General features: G+C 72.7%; 17 protein-coding genes, 2 tRNA genes and 1 pseudogene. 6 read left to right on the plus strand and 14 right to left on the minus strand.

Going from position 1 to position 20,494, the window contains the following annotated elements; translation table 11 throughout:
* Positions 1-20: 20 nt before the first annotated feature.
* The 4 genes from ABIB16_RS00445 to ABIB16_RS00460 form a co-directional block, all read right to left on the minus strand.
* Positions 21-746: a phosphoadenylyl-sulfate reductase gene (locus tag ABIB16_RS00445; RefSeq protein WP_036316893.1), complete on the minus strand. Its 726-nt coding sequence runs from the start codon at positions 744-746 to the stop codon at positions 21-23.
* Positions 743-2,458: a nitrite/sulfite reductase gene (locus tag ABIB16_RS00450; RefSeq protein WP_036316987.1), complete on the minus strand. Its 1,716-nt coding sequence runs from the start codon at positions 2,456-2,458 to the stop codon at positions 743-745. Before ABIB16_RS00450 ends, ABIB16_RS00445 begins: the two co-directional genes overlap by 4 nt.
* Positions 2,459-2,575: 117 nt before the next feature.
* Positions 2,576-3,325 (minus strand): sirohydrochlorin chelatase, encoded by a 750-nt coding sequence (locus tag ABIB16_RS00455; protein ID WP_036316890.1) that lies wholly within the window; start codon positions 3,323-3,325, stop codon positions 2,576-2,578.
* Between the two features lie 43 nt (positions 3,326-3,368).
* On the minus strand, positions 3,369-4,163 hold the full coding sequence (locus ABIB16_RS00460) for an SDR family oxidoreductase (protein WP_044659094.1): 795 nt from the start codon (positions 4,161-4,163) through the stop codon (positions 3,369-3,371).
* Positions 4,164-4,302: 139 nt separating this feature from the next.
* Here ABIB16_RS00460 and valS point away from each other — a divergent pair, with 139 nt between their 5' ends.
* Both valS and ABIB16_RS00470 read left to right on the plus strand, forming a co-directional pair.
* Positions 4,303-6,987 (plus strand): valine--tRNA ligase, encoded by a 2,685-nt coding sequence (gene valS / locus ABIB16_RS00465; RefSeq protein ID WP_044659095.1) that lies wholly within the window; start codon positions 4,303-4,305, stop codon positions 6,985-6,987.
* Between the two features lie 360 nt (positions 6,988-7,347).
* Positions 7,348-7,683 (plus strand): DoxX family protein, encoded by a 336-nt coding sequence (locus ABIB16_RS00470; RefSeq protein WP_036316984.1) that lies wholly within the window; start codon positions 7,348-7,350, stop codon positions 7,681-7,683.
* A gap of 83 nt (positions 7,684-7,766) precedes the next feature.
* On the opposite strand, the gene ABIB16_RS00475 is transcribed toward ABIB16_RS00470, so the two are convergent.
* From ABIB16_RS00475 to ABIB16_RS00505, 7 genes are all read right to left on the minus strand, one after another.
* A complete protein-coding gene (locus ABIB16_RS00475; RefSeq protein WP_036316880.1) occupies positions 7,767-8,384 on the minus strand; it encodes a mycothiol-dependent nitroreductase Rv2466c family protein in 618 nt (205 codons plus the stop codon).
* 62 nt (positions 8,385-8,446) lie between these two features.
* The gene (gene clpX, locus ABIB16_RS00480; protein ID WP_036316877.1) at positions 8,447-9,745 is read right to left on the minus strand and encodes an ATP-dependent Clp protease ATP-binding subunit ClpX; all 1,299 of its coding nucleotides are present in this window, start codon (positions 9,743-9,745) and stop codon (positions 8,447-8,449) included.
* Positions 9,746-9,912: 167 nt separating this feature from the next.
* Entirely contained in the window at positions 9,913-10,578 is a 666-nt protein-coding gene (locus ABIB16_RS00485; RefSeq protein ID WP_041104792.1) for an ATP-dependent Clp protease proteolytic subunit, read from the minus strand.
* 41 nt (positions 10,579-10,619) lie between these two features.
* Positions 10,620-11,234, minus strand: coding sequence for a ClpP family protease (locus tag ABIB16_RS00490; RefSeq protein ID WP_169577765.1), 615 nt, complete (start codon positions 11,232-11,234; stop codon positions 10,620-10,622).
* 267 nt (positions 11,235-11,501) lie between these two features.
* A complete protein-coding gene (gene tig, locus ABIB16_RS00495; RefSeq protein ID WP_041104794.1) occupies positions 11,502-12,956 on the minus strand; it encodes a trigger factor in 1,455 nt (484 codons plus the stop codon).
* Positions 12,957-12,998: 42 nt separating this feature from the next.
* A tRNA-Pro gene (locus ABIB16_RS00500) sits at positions 12,999-13,072 on the minus strand.
* Positions 13,073-13,155: 83 nt separating this feature from the next.
* Complete coding sequence (locus ABIB16_RS00505) at positions 13,156-14,049, minus strand: SDR family oxidoreductase (protein WP_095353779.1); 894 nt, start codon at positions 14,047-14,049, stop codon at positions 13,156-13,158.
* Between the two features lie 76 nt (positions 14,050-14,125).
* On the opposite strand from ABIB16_RS00505, the gene ABIB16_RS00510 reads away from it, so the two are divergent.
* Positions 14,126-14,196: transfer RNA gene (locus tag ABIB16_RS00510), tRNA-Gly, on the plus strand.
* A 122-nt stretch (positions 14,197-14,318) separates the two neighbouring features.
* Here ABIB16_RS00510 and ABIB16_RS00515 read toward each other — a convergent pair.
* Together ABIB16_RS00515 and ABIB16_RS00520 are read right to left on the minus strand one after the other, a co-directional pair.
* Entirely contained in the window at positions 14,319-15,230 is a 912-nt protein-coding gene (locus ABIB16_RS00515) for an Fpg/Nei family DNA glycosylase (protein ID WP_095353778.1), read from the minus strand.
* Entirely contained in the window at positions 15,231-15,704 is a 474-nt protein-coding gene (locus tag ABIB16_RS00520) for a ribose-5-phosphate isomerase (protein ID WP_044659097.1), read from the minus strand.
* Between the two features lie 194 nt (positions 15,705-15,898).
* Here ABIB16_RS00520 and pepN point away from each other — a divergent pair, with 194 nt between their 5' ends.
* From pepN to ABIB16_RS00535, 3 genes and pseudogenes are all read left to right on the plus strand, one after another.
* Entirely contained in the window at positions 15,899-18,520 is a 2,622-nt protein-coding gene (gene pepN, locus ABIB16_RS00525; protein ID WP_268259566.1) for an aminopeptidase N, read from the plus strand.
* A gap of 91 nt (positions 18,521-18,611) precedes the next feature.
* Positions 18,612-19,043 (plus strand): annotated as a pseudogene (locus tag ABIB16_RS00530) (OsmC family protein); the annotation flags it as partial.
* Positions 19,044-19,211: 168 nt separating this feature from the next.
* Entirely contained in the window at positions 19,212-19,685 is a 474-nt protein-coding gene (locus ABIB16_RS00535) for a globin (protein ID WP_218832338.1), read from the plus strand.
* A gap of 37 nt (positions 19,686-19,722) precedes the next feature.
* On the opposite strand, the gene ABIB16_RS00540 is transcribed toward ABIB16_RS00535, so the two are convergent.
* Positions 19,723-20,433, minus strand: a complete 711-nt coding sequence (locus ABIB16_RS00540) for a DUF8185 domain-containing protein (protein ID WP_041104807.1) — start codon at positions 20,431-20,433, stop codon at positions 19,723-19,725.
* Positions 20,434-20,494 lie beyond the last annotated feature (61 nt).

Consider the following 20,494-nt stretch of genomic DNA (forward strand, 5'->3'; position numbering starts at 1 on the left):
GTCTGTCTCGGGTGCGGCGCTCAGACGTGGATGCCGCACTCGGTCTTCGCGGTCCCGGCCCAGCGCCCGGCTCGGGGGTCCTCCCCGGGGGCGACGGGGCGGGTGCAGGGGCGGCAGCCGATCGAGGGGTAGCCGTTCTGCAGGAGCAGGTTCACGGGCACGTCGTGGTCCGTGGCGTAGCCGACCAGGTCGTCGAAGCTCCACGGGGCGACGGGGTTGACCTTGACCATGCCGTGGGCCTCGTCCCAGCCCACCAGCGGGGTGTTCGTGCGCGTCGGCGCCTCGTCCCGGCGGACGCCGGTGAACCACAGGTCGTATCCGGCCAGCGCCCGGTTGAGGGGCTCGACCTTGCGCATCGCGCAGCACAGCCCCGGGTCGCGGGCGAACAGGTCCTTGCCGTGGCGCTCGTCCTGCTCGGCCACGGTCAGCTCCGGGAGCACGTCCACCACGGTGACGGCGAGGCGGCGGGCCACCTCGTCGCGCGTCGCGAGCGTCTCGGTGAAGTGGTAGCCGGTGTCCAGGAAGAGGACGTCCACGCCGGGCATCCGCTGCGCCACCAGGTGCGGCAGGACGGCGTCGGCCATGGAGCAGGCCACGGCCGCCCGGCGGAGGTCCACATGGCGGGCGGCCCAGTCGACCACCGCCTCGGCGGGGGCGTCCCAGCCGAGCTCGGCGGCGCCGGACTCCGCGAGCGCCTGCAGGCGCTCGAGGTCCTCGGTCGGACGGGTGGGGGGAACGGTGCTCATCGGAGGGCCTCCTCGTCGACTCGGTGCGCCCACCGGGCGAAGGTCTCGCCCGGCTCACGCTGCTCGTCGTACCGGCGGACGACGCGCTCGACGTAGTCGACCAGCCCGTCCGCGCGGACCTTCAGGCCGCGGACGCTGCGTCCGAGGCCGGCCTCGGCGCGGTCCACGGAGGCCAGCCCGCCGCCCAGGTGGACCTGGAAGCCGGGCGTCTGGCCGCCGTCGTCGTCCGGGAGCAGCTGGCCCTTCAGGCCGATGTCCGCGGTCTGGATGCGGGCGCAGGAGTTGGGGCAGCCGTTCACATGCAGGCTCAGCCGCTCGGGGAGGCGGTCGGCGAGGTCGGCCAGGCGCTCCTCGAGCTGGGCGATCGCGGCGGTGGCGGTGTCCTTCGTGTCCACGATGGCGAGCTTGCAGAACTCCAGGCCCGTGCAGGCGATGGTGGAGCGGCGGAATACGGACGGCTCCGGGTCCAGTCCCAGCTCCTTCAAGCCGGCCACGACGGCGTCCACCCGGTCCCGCTCCACGTCCAGCACCACGATCTTCTGGTGGGGGGTGGTGCGCAGCCGCGTGGAGCCGTGGGCCTCGAGCAGGTCCGCGAGGGCGGTGAGGGTGGTGCCGCTGGAGCGGCCGACGACGGGGGCGGCGCCGATGTAGAAGCGGCCGTCCTTCTGCTCGTGGACCCCCACGTGGTCGCCGGGACGGGTGGGCGGGGCCGGGGCGGGTCCGTCGGGCAGGGCGTAGCCGAGGTACTCCTCCTCCAGCACGGTGCGGAACCTCTCCGGCCCCCAGTCCTCGAGCAGGTACTTCATGCGGGCCTTGTTGCGCAGGCGCCGGTAGCCGTAGTCACGGAAGATGCTCACGACGGCGTGCCACACCTCGGGGGCGCGCTCGGCCGAGACGAAGGCACCGATCCGGTCGGCCAGGCGGGCCTTCGTGGACAGGCCGCCGCCGACCCACAGGTCGTAACCGGGGCCCAGCTCGGGGTGCACCACGCCGATCAGGGAGACGTCGTTGATCTCGTGGACCACGTCCTGGGAGGGGTGTCCGGTGATGGCGGTCTTGAACTTGCGGGGCAGGTTGGAGATCTCGAGGTCGCCGATCCAGCGGTCCGCGATCTCCCGGATCACGGGCGTGGGGTCGATGATCTCGTCCGCGGCGATCCCGGCCACCGGTGAGCCGAGGATCACGCGCGGCACGTCGCCGCAGGCCTCGGTGGTGGACAGGCCCACGGACTCCAGGCGCCGCCAGATCTCGGGGACGTCCTCGACGCGGATCCAGTGCAGCTGGACGTTCTGCCGGTCGGTGATGTCCGCGGTGTCACGGCCGAAGTCGGTGGAGATCCCGCCGATCACGCGCAGCTGCTCGGTGGTGAGGTCGCCGCCGTCGATGCGCACGCGCAGCATGAAGTAGCGGTCCTCGAGTTCGTGGGGCTCCAGGGTGGCGGTCTTGCCGCCGTCGATCCCCTGCCGACGCTGGGTGTACAGGCCCCACCAGCGGAAGCGGCCGTGCAGGTCGTCCGAGGGGATCGAGTCGAAGCCCTCGTGGGCGTAGACCTGCTCGATGCGCTCGCGGACGTTCAGGCCGTCGTCCTGCTGCTTGAACTCCTCGTTGTGGTTCAGGGGGGCGGTCCCGTCCACCTTCCACTGGCCGTGCGGCTTGGCGGAGGGACGGCGCGGAGTGCGCGCCGGCCTCGACGTCTCGTTCACCTGGGTCATGGCCGCCACGCTAGGAACCCGGCATGCCGGCCCCAAGATCGTCGACGCGGTTCGTCACGTTCCCGGGGCCGGGCCGCGGCGGGGACCCGGTCCGGCCCCGGTCGTGTGACGGACGGCTCAGCGGCCTCCGGCGGCTCCCCTCGGGGCCTCTACGAGGGCGGACCGCAGCCGGTCCAGGGCGATCCGCGCCACCAGCGGATGCGGCAGCAGGGGGTCGGTGACCGCGTCCGCGCCGGCCTCGCCGAGCCGGTCGTGGAAGTACCCGGGGGCCAGCAGGTGGGCGGCCACCACGGCGCGACGGCCGGCGGCGTGCACCCGGGCGACGGCGTCGGGCACACGGGGGGTCGCCGCCGCCCCGAACGCCGCGGTCACGGGCAGTCCCGTGGCCCGGGCCAGGGCCCCGGCCAGGGCGTGCACCTGGGCCTGGCCGTCCGCGGCGCGGGTGCCGGCCGCCGCCAGGATGACGTCCGATGTCGCGGCCTCACCGGCCGGCACCGCCCGGGCCACCCGCTCGGCCAGAACGGTCACCAGGCGCGGCTCGACGTCGTCCCCGGCCCCGGCCAGCGGTGCGGCGGCGATCGTGCCGGGTCGGGCGGCTGCGGCGTGGTGGATGTCGTGGTGGACGTGATGGCCCAGGGACAGCAGCAGCGGCACGATCACGGCCGGCTCCCCCGGGGGCAGGGCCGCCACGACCTCGTCGAGGGAGGGGCTCTGCACGTCCACGTAGGCCTCGTGGACCTGGGCGCCCGGCCCCTCGGCGGCCAGGAGGGCCGCCAGGTCGGCACGGAGGCCGTCGATCACGTCGCGGCCGGCCGCGTCGTGCGTGCCGTGGGCGCAGGCGATCACGTGCAGCACGGGCGCGCTCATGCCGAGCCCACCGCGTCGGCCCACACGTTCTGCGGCCCGCCGCTCACCGGCGGATCACCTTGTGCTGGGCGGCCTGGGCGACCGGCCGCATCACGATCTGATCCAGGTTCACGTGGTGGGGCAGCTCGACGGCGTGGACGCACACCTCGGCGACGTCCTCGGCGGTGAGCGGCTTCTCCACGCCCGCATACACGGCGTCCGCGGCGGACTGGTCGCCGCCCAGGCGGTTGCGGGAGAACTCCTCGGTGTGGACCATGCCCGGGAGCACCTCGATCACCCGCACGTTGTGCTCGGCCTCCTCCAGGCGCAGCGCGCCGGTGAGCCCGTGCTGGCCCATCTTCGCGGCGTTGTAGCCGGCGCCGCCCTCGTAGGCGGTGACGGCGGCGGTCGAGGTCAGGTTGAGCACGGTGCCCTCGCCGTGGGCGCGGAGCATGGGCAGGAACGCCTGGCACATCGTCAGGGTGCCGAGCACGTTGACGCGGTACATCCACTCCCAGTCGGCGCGGTCGCCCACGCCCACCGCGTCCGTGCCGAGCGCTCCGCCGGCGATGTTGACGAGGGTGTCGGCGCCGCCGTCGGCCTCGACGCGCGAGGCCAGCGCGGCGACGGCGGCCTCGTCCGTGACGTCCAGGGCGGCGGGGACGACGTCGCCGCTCACGCCCTCGGCCCGGGCGTCGGCAGCGAGGGTCTCGAGGCGCTCGGCCCGGCGGCCGACGGCGTACACGCGCCAGCCGCGGCGGGCGAGCTCGAGGGCCGTGGCGCGGCCGATGCCGCTCGTGGCCCCCGTCACGACGGCGGCGCGGGCGGGGTTCTTCGCAGGTTCATGGGTGTGGCTCACGCCTCCGACCGTAGCCGAGCCGTGCCGTTCGGAGCACCGCCCCGTTCACCTCCGCCAGGTCGACCGACTGGAAGGGCGGGACGTCCCGGGCATCGTCGCAGGCCCGGCCCGCCGCCCCGGTCATGGGAGGATGGCGGGCATGGCTGAGAACACGCAGGGCACAGACACGCCCATCGACGCATCGACCCCGTCCACCCCCGCCGCCGGCGCCGTGGCCGTGCCGGACAAGCCGGCCCTCGAGGGCCTCGAGGAGAAGCTGACCGCCCGCTGGGCCGACGAGCGCACCTACGCGTTCGACACGCAGACCACCCGCGAACAGGTCTACTCGATCGACACTCCCCCGCCGACCGCCTCCGGCTCGCTGCACGTGGGCCACGTCTTCTCCTACACGCAGACCGACGTGCTCGCCCGCTACCAGCGCATGAACGGCAAGAACGTGTTCTACCCGATGGGCTGGGACGACAACGGCCTGCCCACCGAGCGCCGTGTGCAGAACTACTACGGCGTCCGCTGCGACCCCGCCAAGCCGTACGTGGAGGGCTACCGCCCGCCGGAGAAGCCGGCGAAGAACCAGCGCGACTGGGACGTGATCTCCCGCAGGAACTTCATCGAGCTCTGCGAGGAGCTCGCCGTCGAGGACGAGAAGGTCTTCGAGGACCTCTTCACCCGTCTCGGCCTGTCCGTCGACTGGGACATGACCTACCGGACCATCGACGACGTCTCCCGCGCCGTCTCCCAGCGCGCCTTCCTGGCCGGCATCGCCTCGGGCGACGCCTATCTGGCCGAGGCCCCCACCATGTGGGACGTGACCTTCCGCACCGCCGTGGCCCAGGCCGAGCTCGAGGACCGCGAGGTCCCCGGCGCCTACCACCGCTACGCCTTCACCGCTGCGGACGGCGAGCAGGTCTTCATCGAGACCACCCGCCCCGAGCTGCTGGCCTCCTGCTCCGGCCTGGTCGCCCACCCGGACGACGAGCGCTACCAGCACCTGTTCGGCACGACCGTCACCTCCCCGCTGTACGGCGTGGAGGTGGAGGTCTTCCCGCACCCGCTGGCCAAGCCGGACAAGGGCTCCGGCATCGCCATGGTCTGCACCTTCGGCGATCTCAACGACGTCACCTGGTGGCGCGAGCTGCAGCTGCCCACCCGCACCCTGATCGGCCGTGACGGCCGGTTCGCCGCCGACGCCCCCGAGTGGATCACCACGGACGCCGGCCGACAGGCCTATGCGGACACCGTGGCCGGCAAGACCGTGTTCTCCGCCAAGCAGGGTGTGGTGGACGCCCTCACCGCGGCCGGCCTGCTGGACGGAGAGCCGAAGAAGATCATGCACGCCGTGAACTTCTACGAGAAGGGCGACAAGCCGCTCGAGGTCGTCACCTCCCGCCAGTGGTACATCCGCAACGGCGGCCGCGACGCCGACCGCCGCGCGGAGCTGATCGAGCGCGGCCGCGAGCTCTCCTGGCACCCGGAGCACATGCGCCACCGCTACGAGAACTGGGTCGAGGGCCTCAACGGTGACTGGCTCGTCTCCCGCCAGCGCTTCTTCGGGGTGCCGATCCCGGTCTGGTACCCGCTGGACGCGGAGGGTGAGCCCGACTATGAGAACCCGATCCTCCCGGCCGACGAGCAGCTCCCCGTGGACCCGGCCGCCGAGGCCGCCCCGGGCTACTCCGAGGACCAGCGCGACGTCCCCGGCGGCTTCACCGGCGACCCGGACGTCCTGGACACCTGGGCCACCTCCTCGCTGACCCCGCAGATCGTGGGCCGCTGGTCCCGTGACGAGGCGTTCTTCAACAACGTCTTCCCGTTCGATCTGCGCCCGCAGGGCCACGACATCATCCGCACCTGGCTGTTCTCCACCGTGGTGCGCGCCCACGCCCTCAACGGCTCCGTGCCGTGGACGGACACCGCGCTCTCCGGCTGGATCCTCGACCCGGACCGCAAGAAGATGTCCAAGTCCAAGGGCAACGTGGTGGTCCCGACCGACATCCTGGACCAGTTCGGCTCGGACGCCGTCCGCTACTGGGCCGCCTCGGCCCGCCTCGGCGCGGACACCGCCTACGAGGTGGCGCAGATGAAGATCGGCCGCCGCCTGGCCATCAAGCTGCTCAACGCCGCCAAGTTCGTGCTGAACCTGGGCGCCACGCAGGACGCCGTCATCCGTACGGCCGACGACGCCGCGGCCGTCACCAACCCGCTGGACGCCTCCCTGCTGACGCGCCTCGCGGCCACCGTGGAGCAGGCGACCCGCGCGTTCGAGGCCTACGACTACGCGCGTGCCCTCAACGTGACCGAGCAGTTCTTCTGGGCCTTCACGGACGACTACGTGGAGCTCGTGAAGGACCGTGCCTACGGTGGCCACGGCGAGGCCGAGCAGGCCTCGGTGGTGACCACGCTGGCCACCACCCTGGACGCCCTGCTGCGTCTGCTGGCCCCGTTCCAGCCGTTCGCCACCGAGGAGGTGTGGAGCTGGTGGCGCGCCGGCTCCGTGCACACCGCCGCGTGGCCGGGCGCCGCGGACGAGGTGGCGGCCCTGTCCTTCGCCGCCTCCGCCGGCGACGCCGAGGTCCTGCCCACCGTGGCGCAGGTCCTGGGTGGCATCCGCAAGGCGAAGTCCGAGGCCAAGGTGAAGCAGCGGACCGAGGTGCGCTCCGCCGTGGTGACCGGACCGGCCGACTGGCTCGAGAAGCTGCGCGGCGGCCTGGCGGACCTCAAGGCGGCCGGCAACATCGCGGACCTGTCCCTCACGCAGGGCGAGGCCGGCGAGTCCGCGCCCCTGACCGTCTCCGACGTGCAGCTCGCACCGGTCGACGACGACTGACCCGCGCCGCGCGTTCCCGGACGGTGTCTCGGGAGCGCACGCGGCACGACGACGGCCCCGTCGCCCATCACGGGCGGCGGGGCCGTCGTCGCGCCCGTGCTGCAAACCCGAGTCTGCCGTCAGCGTGGGATGTTCGTGGCCCGGATCCGGTAGGGCACAGCACGCGTCGGACAGTCCGCCGCCGGATCGGAGTTCGTCGGGAGGCGGCCCTCCCGGGGGTGTCGTGGTGCACCTCCCGGTCGTGCTCCTGCCGCATGTCGCAGTGCGGTCACCGCGGCAGGGGTGGACACTGAGAGGATGAGACCGACACCCGATCCCGCCCCGGCCGGCCGCCGCGCCTGCGACTCCTCCGCCCGGCGGATGTCCGCCGCCCTCGCCGCCATGGGCGTGCTCCACTTCGTCCGACCTGAGCCCTTCGACGGGCTGATCCCGCCGTTCCTGCCCGGCTCGGCCCGCGCGTGGACCCACGGCTCCGGCGTGGCCGAGCTGGCCGTGGCGGGTCTGCTGGCCGTCCCGCGCACCCGGCGCGCGGGCGGACGCGCCGCGCAGGCGCTCTTCCTCGGCGTGTGGCCCGGCAATGCGTGGATGGCCTGGCGGTGGCGACGCCGGCCCTGGCCGGCGCAACTGGTCTCCCTCGGGCGGCTGCCCCTGCAGGTCCCCCTGATCCGCGCGGCCGGCAGAGTGGCGCGCAGCTGACCCCCGCCGCCCCGCACCCCGACGACGCCGGCCCCACACCTTCGCGCTGAAGGTGTGGGGCCGGTCTCGTGCGAGCCGGGGGCTCAGTCGAACTGCGGATCCGTGGTGCGGGCCCGCTTGATCTCGTAGAAGTACGGGAAGTCGGCCAGGGCGACGGCGCCGTCGAAGATGCGGCCCGCCTCCTCGCCGCGCGGGATGCGGGTCATCACGGGACCGAAGAAGGCCGTGCCGTTGAACGCCACGACGGGCGTGCCGACGTCGTTGCCCACGAGGTCCTCCGCCTCCTTCTGGCTGGCGCGCAGCTGCTCGTCGGCCACGTCGGTGCGGGCGGCGTCCAGGATGTCCGCGTCGTGGCCCAGCTCCTCGAGGGCCTCGGCCACCACGGCCTCGTAGTCCGTGCGGCCCTGCTCGTGGATGCGGGTGCCGACCGCGGTGTACCACGGGCCGAGCGCCTCGGCACCGTGCCGCTCGCGCACCTGCACGGCGGCGCGGGCCGGCAGCCAGGCCTTCTCGAGGCGGGCCAGGTAGTCGGGGTCCAGGTCGCGGCCCTCGTTCAGGACGGCGAGCGACATGATCTTGAAGACCACCCGCACGTCGCGCACCTTCTGGACCTCCAGGATCCACCGGGAGGTGATCCAGGCGAACGGGCACGTGGCGTCGAAGTAGAAGTCGACGGTGGGCTGCTGCGTGGTGTCGGTCATGCTGTGCTCCTTGCGGTCAGGGAGCCGTCTCGGCTCCGGTCGGTCCTGCTGGGCGACGGCGGTCAGGCGCTCCGGCCGCGTCGACGTCGTTCCACCTCGGCCGGGATGAGCGTGGGCTCGGCCTCGCCGCGCACCACGTCCCCGGAGATGACGACCGTGCCCACATCCGAACGGGAGGGCAGCTCGAACATCACGGGCTTGAGGACGTTCTCCATGATGGAGCGCAGGCCGCGGGCGCCGGTGCCGCGGGCCTCGGCCTGGGCGACGACGGCGTCCAGGGCGTCCTGCTCGAACTCGAGCTCCACGCCGTCCATGAGGAACATCTTCTGGTACTGCTTGAGCAGGGCGTTCCTCGGTTCGGTCAGCACCCGCACGAGCTGTTCGTGCGTGAGGTCCTCGACAGTGGTGATCACGGGCAGGCGGCCGATGAACTCGGGGATGAGGCCGAACTTCAGCAGGTCCTCCGGCCGCACGTCCGCGTAGGTGACGTCCCCCGCGCCCAGGTGGTTCAGGGGCGCGCCGAACCCGATGCCCTTGCGTCCGGCACGGGAACCGATGATCTCGTCCAGGCCCGCGAACGCGCCCGCCACGATGAACAGCACGTTGGACGTGTCGATCTGCAGGAACTCCTGGTGGGGGTGCTTGCGCCCGCCCTGCGGCGGCACCGACGCCACCGTGCCCTCGAGGATCTTCAGCAGGGCCTGCTGCACCCCCTCGCCGGAGACGTCCCGGGTGATGGAGGGGTTCTCGGACTTCCGCGAGATCTTGTCGATCTCGTCGATGTAGATGATGCCCTGCTCGGCCTTCTTCACGTCGTAGTCCGCGGCCTGGATGAGCTTGAGGAGGATGTTCTCCACGTCCTCGCCCACATAGCCGGCCTCGGTGAGGCTGGTGGCGTCCGCGACCGCGAACGGGACGTTGAGCCGCCGGGCGAGGGTCTGCGCGAGATACGTCTTGCCGGAGCCGGTGGGGCCGACCATGAGGATGTTCGACTTGCCGACCTCGACGTCCGCGAGGTCGTCCCGCTCGGTGAGGCGGTCGGCCAGGTCACCGCCCCGCGCCTGCGGCCCACGCACGCGCTTGTAGTGGTTGTACACGGCGACGGCGAGGGAACGCTTGGCCGCCTCCTGACCGATCACGAAGCTCTCGAGGTGGTCGAAGATCTCCTGCGGGGTGGGCAGGACGGTCTCGTCCGCCTCCGCCGCCTCGCCGAGCTCCTCCTCGATGATCTCGTTGCACAGCTCGATGCACTCGTCGCAGATGTAGACACCCGGGCCGGCGATGAGCTTGCGCACCTGCTTCTGGCTCTTCCCGCAGAACGAGCATTTCAGCAGGTCAGCGCTCTCTCCGATACGCGCCATGGTGGTACTCCTCGAAGGCCGGGCGGAGACGTCCGCCCCGCGCGGGCGTCGTCGCTGTCAGATTCCGTCCAGCATACGGCCGTGGACGGACACGTTAAGGGACCGGGTCCCCGGTCGGCGCCGAGGGGCCCGGCCGCGCGGCCGGACCCCTCGGCGGGCGTCGTCGGTCAGGCAGACGGGCGGGTGATCTTGCGGGAGGCGAGGACCTCGTCCACGAGGCCGTACTCGAGGGCCTGCTCGGCCGAGAGGAACTTGTCCCGGTCGATGTCCTGCGAGACCTCCTCGGGCGTGCGGTTGGTGAGGGAGGCCAGCGTCTCCTCCATCCACACGCGCATCCGGTTGATCTCCTGGGCGTGGATCTGCAGGTCCGTGGCGGTGCCGCGGTCGCCCTGCATCGCCGGCTGGTGGATCAGCACGCGCGCGTTGGGCAGCGCCAGACGCTTGCCGGGGGCGCCCGCGGCCAGCAGCACGGCCGCGGCGGAGGCGGCCTGGCCCAGGCACACGGTCTGCACCTCGGGGCGGATGAACTGCATGGTGTCGTAGATCGCCGTCATGGCCGTGAACGAGCCGCCCGGCGAGTTGATGTACAGGGTGATGTCACGTTCGGAGTCCATCGCCTCGAGCACGAGCAGCTGGGCCATCACGTCGTCGGCCGACGCGTCGTCCACCTGCGCGCCGAGGAAGACGATGCGGTCCTCGAAGAGCTTGGCGTAGGGGTCCTGACGCTTGAAGCCGTAGGGGGTGCGCTCCTCGAACTGCGGGAGGATGTAGCGCGCGTCCGGCGTGGGCAGGGAGGGCATCCCGGTGGGGAGCCCGGCGGGGAACTGGGTCATTCTTGGTCTCCTGGAGAGGGTCGGGACGGTCCGGGCCGGGCTCAGCCCCGGACGCCGCCGCCGCCGGTCACGGACGCGGCACGGTCGGCGATGTGGTCGATGAAGCCGTACTCGAGGGCCTCCTGCGCGGTGAACCACTTGTCACGCGCGTTGTCCTCGAGGATGGTCTCCACGGACTGGCCGGTCTGCTCGGCGGTCAGCTCCGCCATCACCTGCTTCATGTGCAGGATCAGCTGGGCCTGGATGCGGATGTCCGACTCGGTGCCGCCGATGCCGCCGGAGGGCTGGTGCATCAGCACGCGGGCGTGGGGGGTGGCGTAGCGCTTGCCCTTGGTGCCGGAGGCGAGCAGGAACTGGCCCATGGACGCGGCGAGGCCGGTGGCCACCGTCACGACGTCGTTGGGGATGTACTGCATCGTGTCGTAGATCGCCATGCCCGCGGTGACGGAGCCGCCCGGGGAGTTGATGTACAGGTAGATGTCCTTCTCCGGGTCCTCGGCCGAGAGCAGGAGCAGCTGGGAGCAGATCGCGTTGGCGTTGTCGTCACGGACGTCCTCGCCCAGCCAGACGATGCGCGACTTCAGCAGCTGGGTGTAGAGGAAATCCTCGCGCTGCGCCGGGTCCACCGAACGCATGCTGGGGGTGATGTCGGTCATCACTTCCGCCTTCCTGTCGAGATGTCCACGGGCCTCCCGAACGGCGGCCGCTCGCGCGGACGGACGGGTCCCTGATCGAGTCCGACACTAGCCGGGCGTCCGGGCCAGCGCGCGGGACGCCGTCGGCGTTTCGCTGTTGGCGCAGGTTGTCGCGGACCCCGCCCGGGGCCGCCCACCGGGGCCCCGGGACGACGACGGCGCCCCCACCGGCGTGGGCGGGGGCGCCGTCGTCGTGGCTCGGCGGGGGTGCGTCCCCACCGGCCGGGATCAGGCCTGCTCGGCCGCCTCGGCGTCGTCGGCCTGCTCGGCCGGGGCCTTCTTGGCCGTCGACTTCTTCTTGGCCGGGGCCTTCTCGGCGGGCTTCTCCTCCGCCTCGTCGGCGCCCTCGGCCTCGGCGCCCTCGGCCTCAGCGTCGAGGGCCTCCTGGCCGCCCGGGGTCACGAACGCCGTCAGGTCCACGGCCTTGCCGTCGGTGTCGGTGACCTCGGCGTACTCGAGGACCTTGGCCAGGGCCTTGCGGCGGCGGACCTCGCCCATGATCATCGGGATCTGCCCGCCCTGGTCGAGCATCATGGCGAACTGGTTCGGGTCCATGCCGTACTCGGAGGAGGTGGCGATGATGTACTCGATCAGCTCACCCTGGTCGACCGTGACCTCCTCGGCCTCGGCGACCTCGTCCAGGATGACCTCGTTGGCGAACGCCTCGCGGGTGTTCTGCTCGAGCTCGGCACGGTGCTCGGCGGTGTCGTGGTCGTCGCCCGCGGTGTGGCCGCCGGCGGAGAAGTGCTGCTCGACCTGCTCGGCGATGACGCCGTCCGGCACCGGGACCTCGACGAGCTTGGCCAGCTCCTCGAGGACCTTGTCGCGGGCCTCGACGCCCTGGCGGTTCACGGCCTCCTCGGCGGCCTGCTTCTTCAGGTCCTCCTTGAGCTCGGCGATGGTGTCGAACTCGGAGGCCAGCTGGGCGAACTCGTCGTCGGCCTCGGGCAGCTCGCGCTCCTTGACGGCCGTCAGCTCCAGCTTGACCACGGCGGTCTCGCCGTCGTGCTCGCCGCCGTTGAGCGTGGTCTCGAAGGTGGCGTCCTCGCCGGCGGACAGGCCGTCGAGGGCCTCGTCGATGCCCTCGAGCATGGTGCCGGCGCCCACCTGGTAGGACAGGCCCTCGGCCTGGTCGACCTGCTCGCCGTCGACCGTGGCGGTCAGGTTCATCGTGACGAAGTCGTCCTGCGCGGCCGGGCGGTCCACGTCCTTGAGGGAACCGAAGCGCGAGCGCAGGGCGTCGAGGGCCTTCTGCTCGTCCTCCTCGGTGGCCTGGGCGGGCTCCACCGTCACCTTGAGGCCCTTGTAGTCGGGCAGCTCGATGGTCGGGCGCACGTCGAACTCGGCGGTGAAGGCCACCGGGCCCTCGGCGTTCTCCGCGTCCGGGGTGGCGGTCACGTCGACCTCGGGGCGGGAGATCGGGGTGAGCTCGGCCTCGGCGATGGCGGCGGAGAACCAGGTGTTCAGGCCCTCGTTGACGGCCTGGTCCACGACGATCTCGCGGCCGAAGCGCTGCTCGATCAGACGTGCCGGGATCTTGCCCTTGCGGAAGCCCGGGATCTGCACCTGGTTGGCGATGTCCTTGAACGCCTTGTCCAGGGCGGGCTTCACCTCCTCGAACGGCACCTCGACGGTCAGCTTGACGCGGGTCGGGCTGAGGTTCTCTGCGGTGGACTTGACCACGGATGACTCCTGTTGGTGGTGGTGGATGGTCTTGACGTCGAGTCGGGGTGACAGGATTTGAACCTGCGGCCTCACGCTCCCAAAGCGCGCGCTCTACCAAGCTGAGCTACACCCCGCCGTCGTCCCCGACGCCGGCGGGCTCACGCGGTGGAGGCTCGCCGGGCACCCGAGGGACTGCCCGAGGGCAGACTGTGGAATCCTAGCGCGCCGTCTCGCGCCCCGCGAAAAGCCGCGATCGCCGGCCCGTGAAGCCGTCCATCGTGGCGTTGACCCCGAGGACGTCCATCGTGCGGTCGAAGACGGGCGCCGGCAGGGCGCGCAGGGGCGCGATCAGGCCGACGGCGCGCGGGAGCAGCAGGCGGGTGCGGCCGGCCTCGACGGCGTCCAGCACCTCCTGCGCCACGTGGTGCGGATCCAGCACGGGCAGCAGCCAGGGCACCCGGCTGCGCACGCCCGCGAACATCCCGGTGTCGATGTAGAAGGGGCAGACGGCCAGGGAGGTGACGCGGCTGCCGTCCTTGCGCAGCTCCGCGGCGAGGGACTCGGCGAACCCGACCGCGGCGTGCTTGGTGGCGGAATAGTCCGTCTGGCGTGCGACGCCGACCAATCCCGCAGCCGAGGCCACCGTGACCACGGCCCCGCGGTCCCGGGCCCGCATTCCGGGCAGGACCGCCCGGGTCAGCCAGTACGGCGCGAGTGCGTTCACCTCGAAGGTGCGGCGGATGCCGTCCTCCGTGGCGTCCTCGAGGCGCGCTCCCGTCACGACGCCCGCGTTGTTCACGGCGACGTCCACCTCTCCGGCGCGGGCGGCGGCGGCCTCGACGGCGGCCGCGTCCGTCACGTCCACGCGCTCGGCCTGGGCGTCCGCGCCCTGAGACCGGATCTCGGCGGCGACGGCCTCAGCCCCCTGCAGGTCGAGGTCCCAGACGACGACGCGGCCCGCGCCGCGGCGCGCGGCCCCCAGGGCGATCAGTCGACCGATGCCGGACGCGCCGCCCGTCACGAGGACGGTGGCGCCGCGCAGGGACAGGGGACGACGGCCGGCGAGGGCGGACGCGGCCCTGCGGAGGGCGGGACGGGAGCCGTGCATCATGCCTCTTCCCCCACGGCCGACGCGGGCCCGCCGTGATACGGTGTCAGCCGCTGGTCCGCGCCGAGCGCGGCCCCGCGGGGATGTAGCTCAATGGTAGAGCCCCAGTCTTCCAAACTGGCTACGCGGGTTCGATTCCCGTCATCCCCTCCGGACCTCATGAGCCGGGTCATCGTGTGCACACGATGGCCCGGCTCATGGCTTTCTCGGGTGCGTCGTCGTCCGCGCCGGTGCCTTGACCGCTGTGCCCGGTCGGGCCTGCTACAGGCCCCTCAGCTCTGACAGGTGAGGCACCGGTAGAGCTTCCGGGCCGCCATCTCCTCCACCACGATCGTCTCGCGCCCGCACACGAGGCAGGCCAGGCCCTGCCGCTGGTACACGTAGTTCGCATGCTCGGGCCAGGCCGCTTCGGCAGGGATCCCCGGCCGGTGCTCGGGCCGCGTGGTGACGATCCGCCCGAGCCGCACGCCCTCCCGCATGAGCGCGGCGTTGTCCGCCCAGAGGAATGCCAGGTCCGACGCGGAGACCTCCCGGGCCGGCCGCCACGGGTCGATGCCGGCGCGGAACAGCGCCTCGGCCCGGAAGATGTTGCCGATCCCGCTGACGGCCGCCTGGTCCATCAGCACGACGCCGATCGGCCGCCGTGTCCGCCGGGCGAGGTCGTAGAACGGCGCGGGATCGTCGTCGCTCAGCGGATCCGGGCCCAGGCCGGCGACGACGTCGGCAGCCTCGGCCGGAGTGAGCGCGCGGCACCGGCTCGCGCCGATCAGGTCGGCCCAGCCGTGCTCGGCGCGCAGTCGCAGCCGGACCGTGGCGGCCGGCGGCGGGGGCTGGACCCAGCCGTCGGCGTCGCGAGCGGGCTCGGCGGCCGGGGCGCCGTCGTCGTGGACCTCCCGCTCGCCGATCCGGCGGGGTGCGCCGATCGAGGACGCGGCCGCGAAGTCCTGATCCCCGCCGAAGGTCCACGCCCCGTACATGCCCAGGTGGACGTGGAGCACGTGGCCGCCGGAGACGTCGGCGAAGAAGTGCTTGCCGTGGGCCCGGGCGCGCTTCAGGACCTGGCCGTCGAGCAGGGCGGCCCCCTCGGCGAAGCGGCCCTGCGGACTCGTGGCGCGGATCCGGCGGCCGCCGAAGACGTCGGTGAACTGGCGCGCGAGACGGTGGACGGAGTGGCCCTCAGGCACTCACATCAGCACCTCTCCGGTGGTCTCGTAGTGCGCGATCTTCCCGATGCGGCGCACGTGGCGCTCGTCCTGGGAGAACGGTTCGGCCAGGAACGCCTCGATGAGCTCGGTGGCCTCCTCGAGCGAGTGCTGTCGACCGCCGACGGCCACGACGTTCGCGTCGTTGTGCGCGCGGGCCAGCCGCGCCGTGTCCAGGTTCCAGGCCAGGGCGGCTCGGACGCCGGCCACCTTGTTGGCGGCGATCTGCTCGCCGTTGCCGGAGCCGCCCAGCACGATGCCGAGCGAGTCCAGTCCCTGCTCGCGGTCGGCGACGACGGCGCGGGCGGCGTTGATGCAGAAGCCCGGGTAGTCGTCCTGCGCGTCGTACTCGGTGGGTCCGTGGTCCACCATCTCGTAGCCAGCGGCGGTGAGGTGCTCCACCAGGTGGGCGGACAGCTCCATGCCGGCGTGGTCGGTGGCGATGTGGACGCGCATGCGCAGACTCCTTAGGGGCGGTGGCTCGGGGTCCCCGCCAGTCTAGTGAGGGGCGGGGCATCCAGAGGCCGACGACGACGTCCGGGCCAGGTGGCACACTGGGGAGCACCGTGCCGTGGCCCCCATCACAGGTCCCGGCCGTGCCGCATCCACCCGACCCCAGGAGGAGTCCGACCGTGACCACCGCCGCCGCCATGAACATCACCCGCGAAGAGGCCGCCGCGCGCGCGGCCGCCCTCACCGTGGACGCGTACGAGGTGAGCCTGGACCTCACCCGCGGAGCGGAGCACTTCCACACGGCCACCACCGTGACGTTCGCGGCCACGCAGGACGCGGTGGGCACCCACACGTGGATCGACTTCGTGGCGGAGCAGGCTCCCACGGTGACCCTCAACGGCGAGGCCCTGGACGTGGCGGACTTCGACGGCGCCCGACTGCGGATCGGCCCGCTGGCGGCGCAGAACACCCTCGTGGTCGACGGGCTCGGGGACTACAGCAACACCGGCGAGGGCCTGCACCGGTTCGTGGACCCCGTGGACCAGGAGGTCTACCTCTACACCCAGTTCGAGGTGCCGGACTCCCGCCGCATGTTCGCGGTGTTCGAGCAGCCCGACCTCAAGGCCGCGTTCCGCTTCACGGTGACCGCGCCGGCGCACTGGGCCGTGGTGTCCAACCAGCCGGAGGCCTCCCGCCGCACCCTCGGCGTCGTGGCGAACGAGGAGAACCCGCAGGGGGTGGACGCCGCGGTCTGGGAGTTCAAGCCCACCCCGCGCATCCCCTCCTACATCACCGCGCTCGTCGCCGGCCCGTACGCCTCCGTGCACTCGGAGCTGACCAGCGCCGACGGCCGCACGATCCCCCTCGGCGTCTACTGCCGCGCGTCGCTGGTGGAGCACCTGGACGCGGAGAACGTCTTCGAGCTCACCCGCCAGGGCTTCGAGTTCTTCGAGGCCCAGTACGGCCACGCCTACCCGTTCGAGAAGTACGACCAGCTGTTCGTGCCCGAGTTCAACGCCGGCGCGATGGAGAACGCCGGCTGTGTGACCTTCCTCGAGTCGTACGTCTTCCGCGGGACCGTGCCGGAGGCGCTGATCGAGCGCCGCGCCATCACCATCCTCCACGAGCTGGCCCACATGTGGTTCGGCGACCTGGTCACCATGCGCTGGTGGAACGACCTGTGGCTCAACGAGTCCTTCGCCGAGTTCATGTCCACGCTCGCCGCCGCCGAGAACACGCAGTACACCAGCGCCTGGACCACCTTCTCTTCCATGGAGAAGAACTGGGCCTACCGCCAGGATCAGCTCTCGTCCACGCACCCCATCAAGGCCCGGATCCGCGACCTCGACGACGTGCTCGTCAACTTCGACGGCATCACCTACGCCAAGGGCGCCTCGGTGCTCCGCCAGCTCGTGGCCTGGGTGGGCCAGGAGAACTTCATGGTCGGCGTCCGCGCGTACATCGCCAAGCACGCGTGGCAGAACACGGAGCTGCCGGACCTCATGACCGAGCTCGAGGCCGCGTCCGGCCGCGACCTGGCCGAATGGACCCGCGTGTGGCTCGAGACCTCGGGCGTGAACACGCTGCGCACCGAGGTGGAGACGGATGAGGCCGGCACCATCACCGCGCTGCGTCTGCGCCAGAGCGCCCCGGACGGCTCACCGTCGGCGCCCGGCGACGACGTGCTCCGCCCCCACCGTCTGGCCGTGGGCTTCTACGACGTGGACGAGGCCACCGGCCGCCTGATCCGCACCGAGCGCTTCGAGCTCGACGTGGCCGGGGAGGTGACCGAGGTCGTCGAGGCCGCCGCCCGCCGTCGTCCCGCCGTGATCCTGCCCAACGACGACGACCTGGCCTACGCCAAGCTGCGCCTCGACGACGCCTCGTGGGAGGCCGCGTCCACCCGTCTGAAGGATGTGGACGGCTCCCTGGCGCGCACGCTGCTGTGGGGGGCGGCCTGGGACACCGTGCGCGACGGCGAGGCCTCCGCCGCCTGGTTCGTCGACCTCGTCCTCGCCAACGTCGGCCACGAGCGGGACTCCTCCGTGGTGCAGACGCTGCTGCGCCAGCTCGCGACGGCGATCGGCCTGTACCTGCCCGAGGACCAGGCCGAGGCCGTGCGGGTCGCGGCGGCCGACCGTCTGTGGGGCCTCGTCGCGGAGGCCGAGGACGGCTCGGACAACCAGCTGCAGTTCGTCAAGGCGTTCGCCCTGCACGCGCGCACCACGGCGCAGCTGGACCGCCTGTCCGCCCTCGTCGACGGCACCCGCACCGTGCCCGGGCTGGACCTCACCACGGACCTGCGCTGGGAGCTGCTCACCGCGCTGGTGGCGGCCGGCCGCGCCGGGGAGGCCGAGATCGCCGAGGCCGAGCGCGCCGACGCGACCGCCACGGGCGCGCTCGCCGCGATCCAGGCCCGGGCCGCCGTGCCGACGGCCGAGGCGAAGCGCGCGGTCTGGGACCGGGTGATGGCCGGCGAACTGTCCAACACGGAGCAGCGCCAGGCCCTGATCGGGTTCGCCCGGGTCCATGACGCCGCGCTGATCGCGCCCTTCGCGGACGCCTACTTCGAGGGCGTCGAGGCGATGTGGGACTCCCGTTCTCACGAGATGGCCGAGACCGCCGCGACGCTGGGCTACCCGACCGCCCAGGTCACCCCGGAGATCGCCGACCGCGCCACCGCCCTGTCCGAGCGGCTGGCCGACACCCGCGCGGGGCTGTCCCGCGTCCTCGCCGAGGGCCGGGACGAGACGATCCGCGCCCTGGCCGCGCGCGAGCACGCGACGGCGCACGTGCATCAGGTCCACGCCGGGGCCTGAACCGGGCGGGGGCTGGTGGGCATTCCACGGAAGATGCCCTCCAGCACCGCCCCCGCCGCCGTCGAGGCGCGGGCTGGCTAGGCTGGAACCCATGAAGCACACCTTCTCCCTGCGCACCGAGTGGACGGGCGACCGCGGCTCGGGCACCTCCGGCGTCCGCGACTACGACCGCTCCGTGGTGATCCAGGACGCCGCCGTCGGCGAGATCCAGGCCTCGGCCGCCCGCCCCTTCCGCGGCGACGACTCGAAGTGGAACCCGGAGACCCTCCTGCTCGGCGCGCTCGCCGAGTGCCACGTGCTCTCGTACCTCCATGTCGCGGCGACCTCCGGGGTCGTGGTCACGGGGATGACGTGCGGGGTCGAGGGCGAGCTCGAGGTGGACGGCGACGGCGCCGGGCGGTTCATCGCGATCACGCTGCGGCCCGAGGTCACGCTGCAGGACGAGGCCGACCGGGAGCGGGCCGAGGCCCTCCACGCCGAGGCGCACCGGCTGTGCTTCATCGCGAACTCGCTCTCAGCCCCGGTCGCCGTCGAGCCGGCCCGCCCCGAGGCCCCGCCCACCGGCACGCCGACGCTGCCGGACCACTCCGCGCGCCTGGGCGCCCCCCTGGCGGTGCTGCGGCCGCGCGTCGCCAAGGGCCCGTCCCGTGTGACGGGCCTGGCGGAGCGGCCCACCGAGGTCGAGCCGGTGATGCACGAGGGCACCCCCGCCCCGGTGGACCAGGTGCGCGCCCGCGACGCCGCGGCGGGCCCCGCCGGTGCGACCCCGGGGACCCCGGCCGCGCCCGGTCAGGCCACCAGCTTCTACGACGCCGTCGGCGGCCGCCCGACCTTCGACCGGCTGACCGCCGAGTTCTACGCCCGCGTGCGCGAGGACGAGATCCTCGCCCCGATGTATCCGCAGGACGACTTCGAGGGCGCCCAGCGCCGGCTGCTGATGTTCCTGGAGCAGTACTGGGGCGGACCGCGGACGTACTCCGAGGAGCGCGGCCACCCCCGCCTGCGCATGCGCCACGCCCCGTATCGGATCGACCCGGCCGCGCGCGACGCGTGGCTGCGCCACATGCGCGCCGCCGTGGACACGCTGGAGCTGTCACCGCTGCACGAGGCCGAACTCTGGGACTACCTGGAGCGGGCCGCCCACTCCCTGCAGAACTCGGCCTGACCGGCCCGCGGTCCGCGCCCCGACATGGGGCGTGGGCTCACACCGCCATGGCGGGGCGGCCCAGTACGAAGCCGCCGGGGGTGTCCAGGCGCGTCCACGGCCCCGCCGTGCTGAGCCGGGCGCGGCCGCCGGGCCGCAGGAAGCCCAGCGCGTGCGCGCCGAAGGCCATGCCGGCCGGGAACTGCAGCGCCTCGCCCCCGAGCAGGGGTCCCCACATCTGCGCCCGGACCTTACGGACCAGCGCCTCCCCCGGGTTCTCGGGCAGGGCGTCCCGCACGGCGTCGGCGCCGCGCGTGGCCACCTCGGTCAGCTCCTCATCGGCGACCTCGGCCACGGGCGTCCAGCCACCGCGCGGCGGGGTCAGCGCGGTCCAGGTGACGTGCTCGCGGCCCGGCGGCACGGCGAAGGCCAGGTCGACGGGGTCCTGGCCGCGCATCCGGGCGGTGCGCTCGGTGACGGAGCCCAGGGCGACGACGGCGTCCAGCTCCGCCACGCCGTCGGCGGTCGCCAGGGGCACGGTGCGCAACCCCAGGACGACGGGCACCCCGTCTCCGAGCCCGGCCGGCTGCAGCACGGAGACCCACTGGGCGAGCATCGGGGTGCGGGAGCGCCCTGCCTCAGGCACGACGTGCAGGCGCATCCCCGTGTCGGCGACGCGACGGGCGCGGGTGGCCAGCTGCTCGAGGTCCCGCACAGCGCGGTCGTCGACGAAGCGGAGGACTGGTGCGGCGGCGGAGTGCTCGGTCATGCAAGCATTGTCCCAGGTCCGTCGCGTCCCGGGCCGCCCCGCCGTCGCGGGGTCCATCCAC

The sequence above is a fragment of the Micrococcus sp. UYEF5 genome (assembly GCF_040546065.1).
Lineage (GTDB): Bacteria > Actinomycetota > Actinomycetes > Actinomycetales > Micrococcaceae > Micrococcus > Micrococcus luteus.

Bases quoted from the DNA above. Each gene is read 5' to 3' on its own strand.
- ABIB16_RS00485 (WP_041104792.1), bottom strand. From the start codon at position 10,578: ATGACCCAGTTCCCCGCCGGGCTCCCCACCGGGATGCCCTCCCTGCCC.
- ABIB16_RS00455 (WP_036316890.1), bottom strand. From the start codon at position 3,325: ATGAGCGCGCCCGTGCTGCACGTGATCGCCTGCGCCCACGGCACGCAC.
- ABIB16_RS00505 (WP_095353779.1), bottom strand. From the start codon at position 14,049: ATGATGCACGGCTCCCGTCCCGCCCTCCGCAGGGCCGCGTCCGCCCTC.
- ABIB16_RS00475 (WP_036316880.1), bottom strand. From the start codon at position 8,384: ATGACCGACACCACGCAGCAGCCCACCGTCGACTTCTACTTCGACGCC.
- ABIB16_RS00490 (WP_169577765.1), bottom strand. From the start codon at position 11,234: ATGACCGACATCACCCCCAGCATGCGTTCGGTGGACCCGGCGCAGCGC.
- valS (WP_044659095.1), top strand. From the start codon at position 4,303: ATGGCTGAGAACACGCAGGGCACAGACACGCCCATCGACGCATCGACC.
- ABIB16_RS00445 (WP_036316893.1), bottom strand. From the start codon at position 746: ATGAGCACCGTTCCCCCCACCCGTCCGACCGAGGACCTCGAGCGCCTG.
- clpX (WP_036316877.1), bottom strand. From the start codon at position 9,745: ATGGCGCGTATCGGAGAGAGCGCTGACCTGCTGAAATGCTCGTTCTGC.
- ABIB16_RS00520 (WP_044659097.1), bottom strand. From the start codon at position 15,704: ATGCGCGTCCACATCGCCACCGACCACGCCGGCATGGAGCTGTCCGCC.
- ABIB16_RS00535 (WP_218832338.1), top strand. From the start codon at position 19,212: ATGCACGAGGGCACCCCCGCCCCGGTGGACCAGGTGCGCGCCCGCGAC.
- ABIB16_RS00470 (WP_036316984.1), top strand. From the start codon at position 7,348: ATGTCCGCCGCCCTCGCCGCCATGGGCGTGCTCCACTTCGTCCGACCT.
- ABIB16_RS00540 (WP_041104807.1), bottom strand. From the start codon at position 20,433: ATGACCGAGCACTCCGCCGCCGCACCAGTCCTCCGCTTCGTCGACGAC.
- pepN (WP_268259566.1), top strand. From the start codon at position 15,899: ATGAACATCACCCGCGAAGAGGCCGCCGCGCGCGCGGCCGCCCTCACC.
- ABIB16_RS00450 (WP_036316987.1), bottom strand. From the start codon at position 2,458: ATGACCCAGGTGAACGAGACGTCGAGGCCGGCGCGCACTCCGCGCCGT.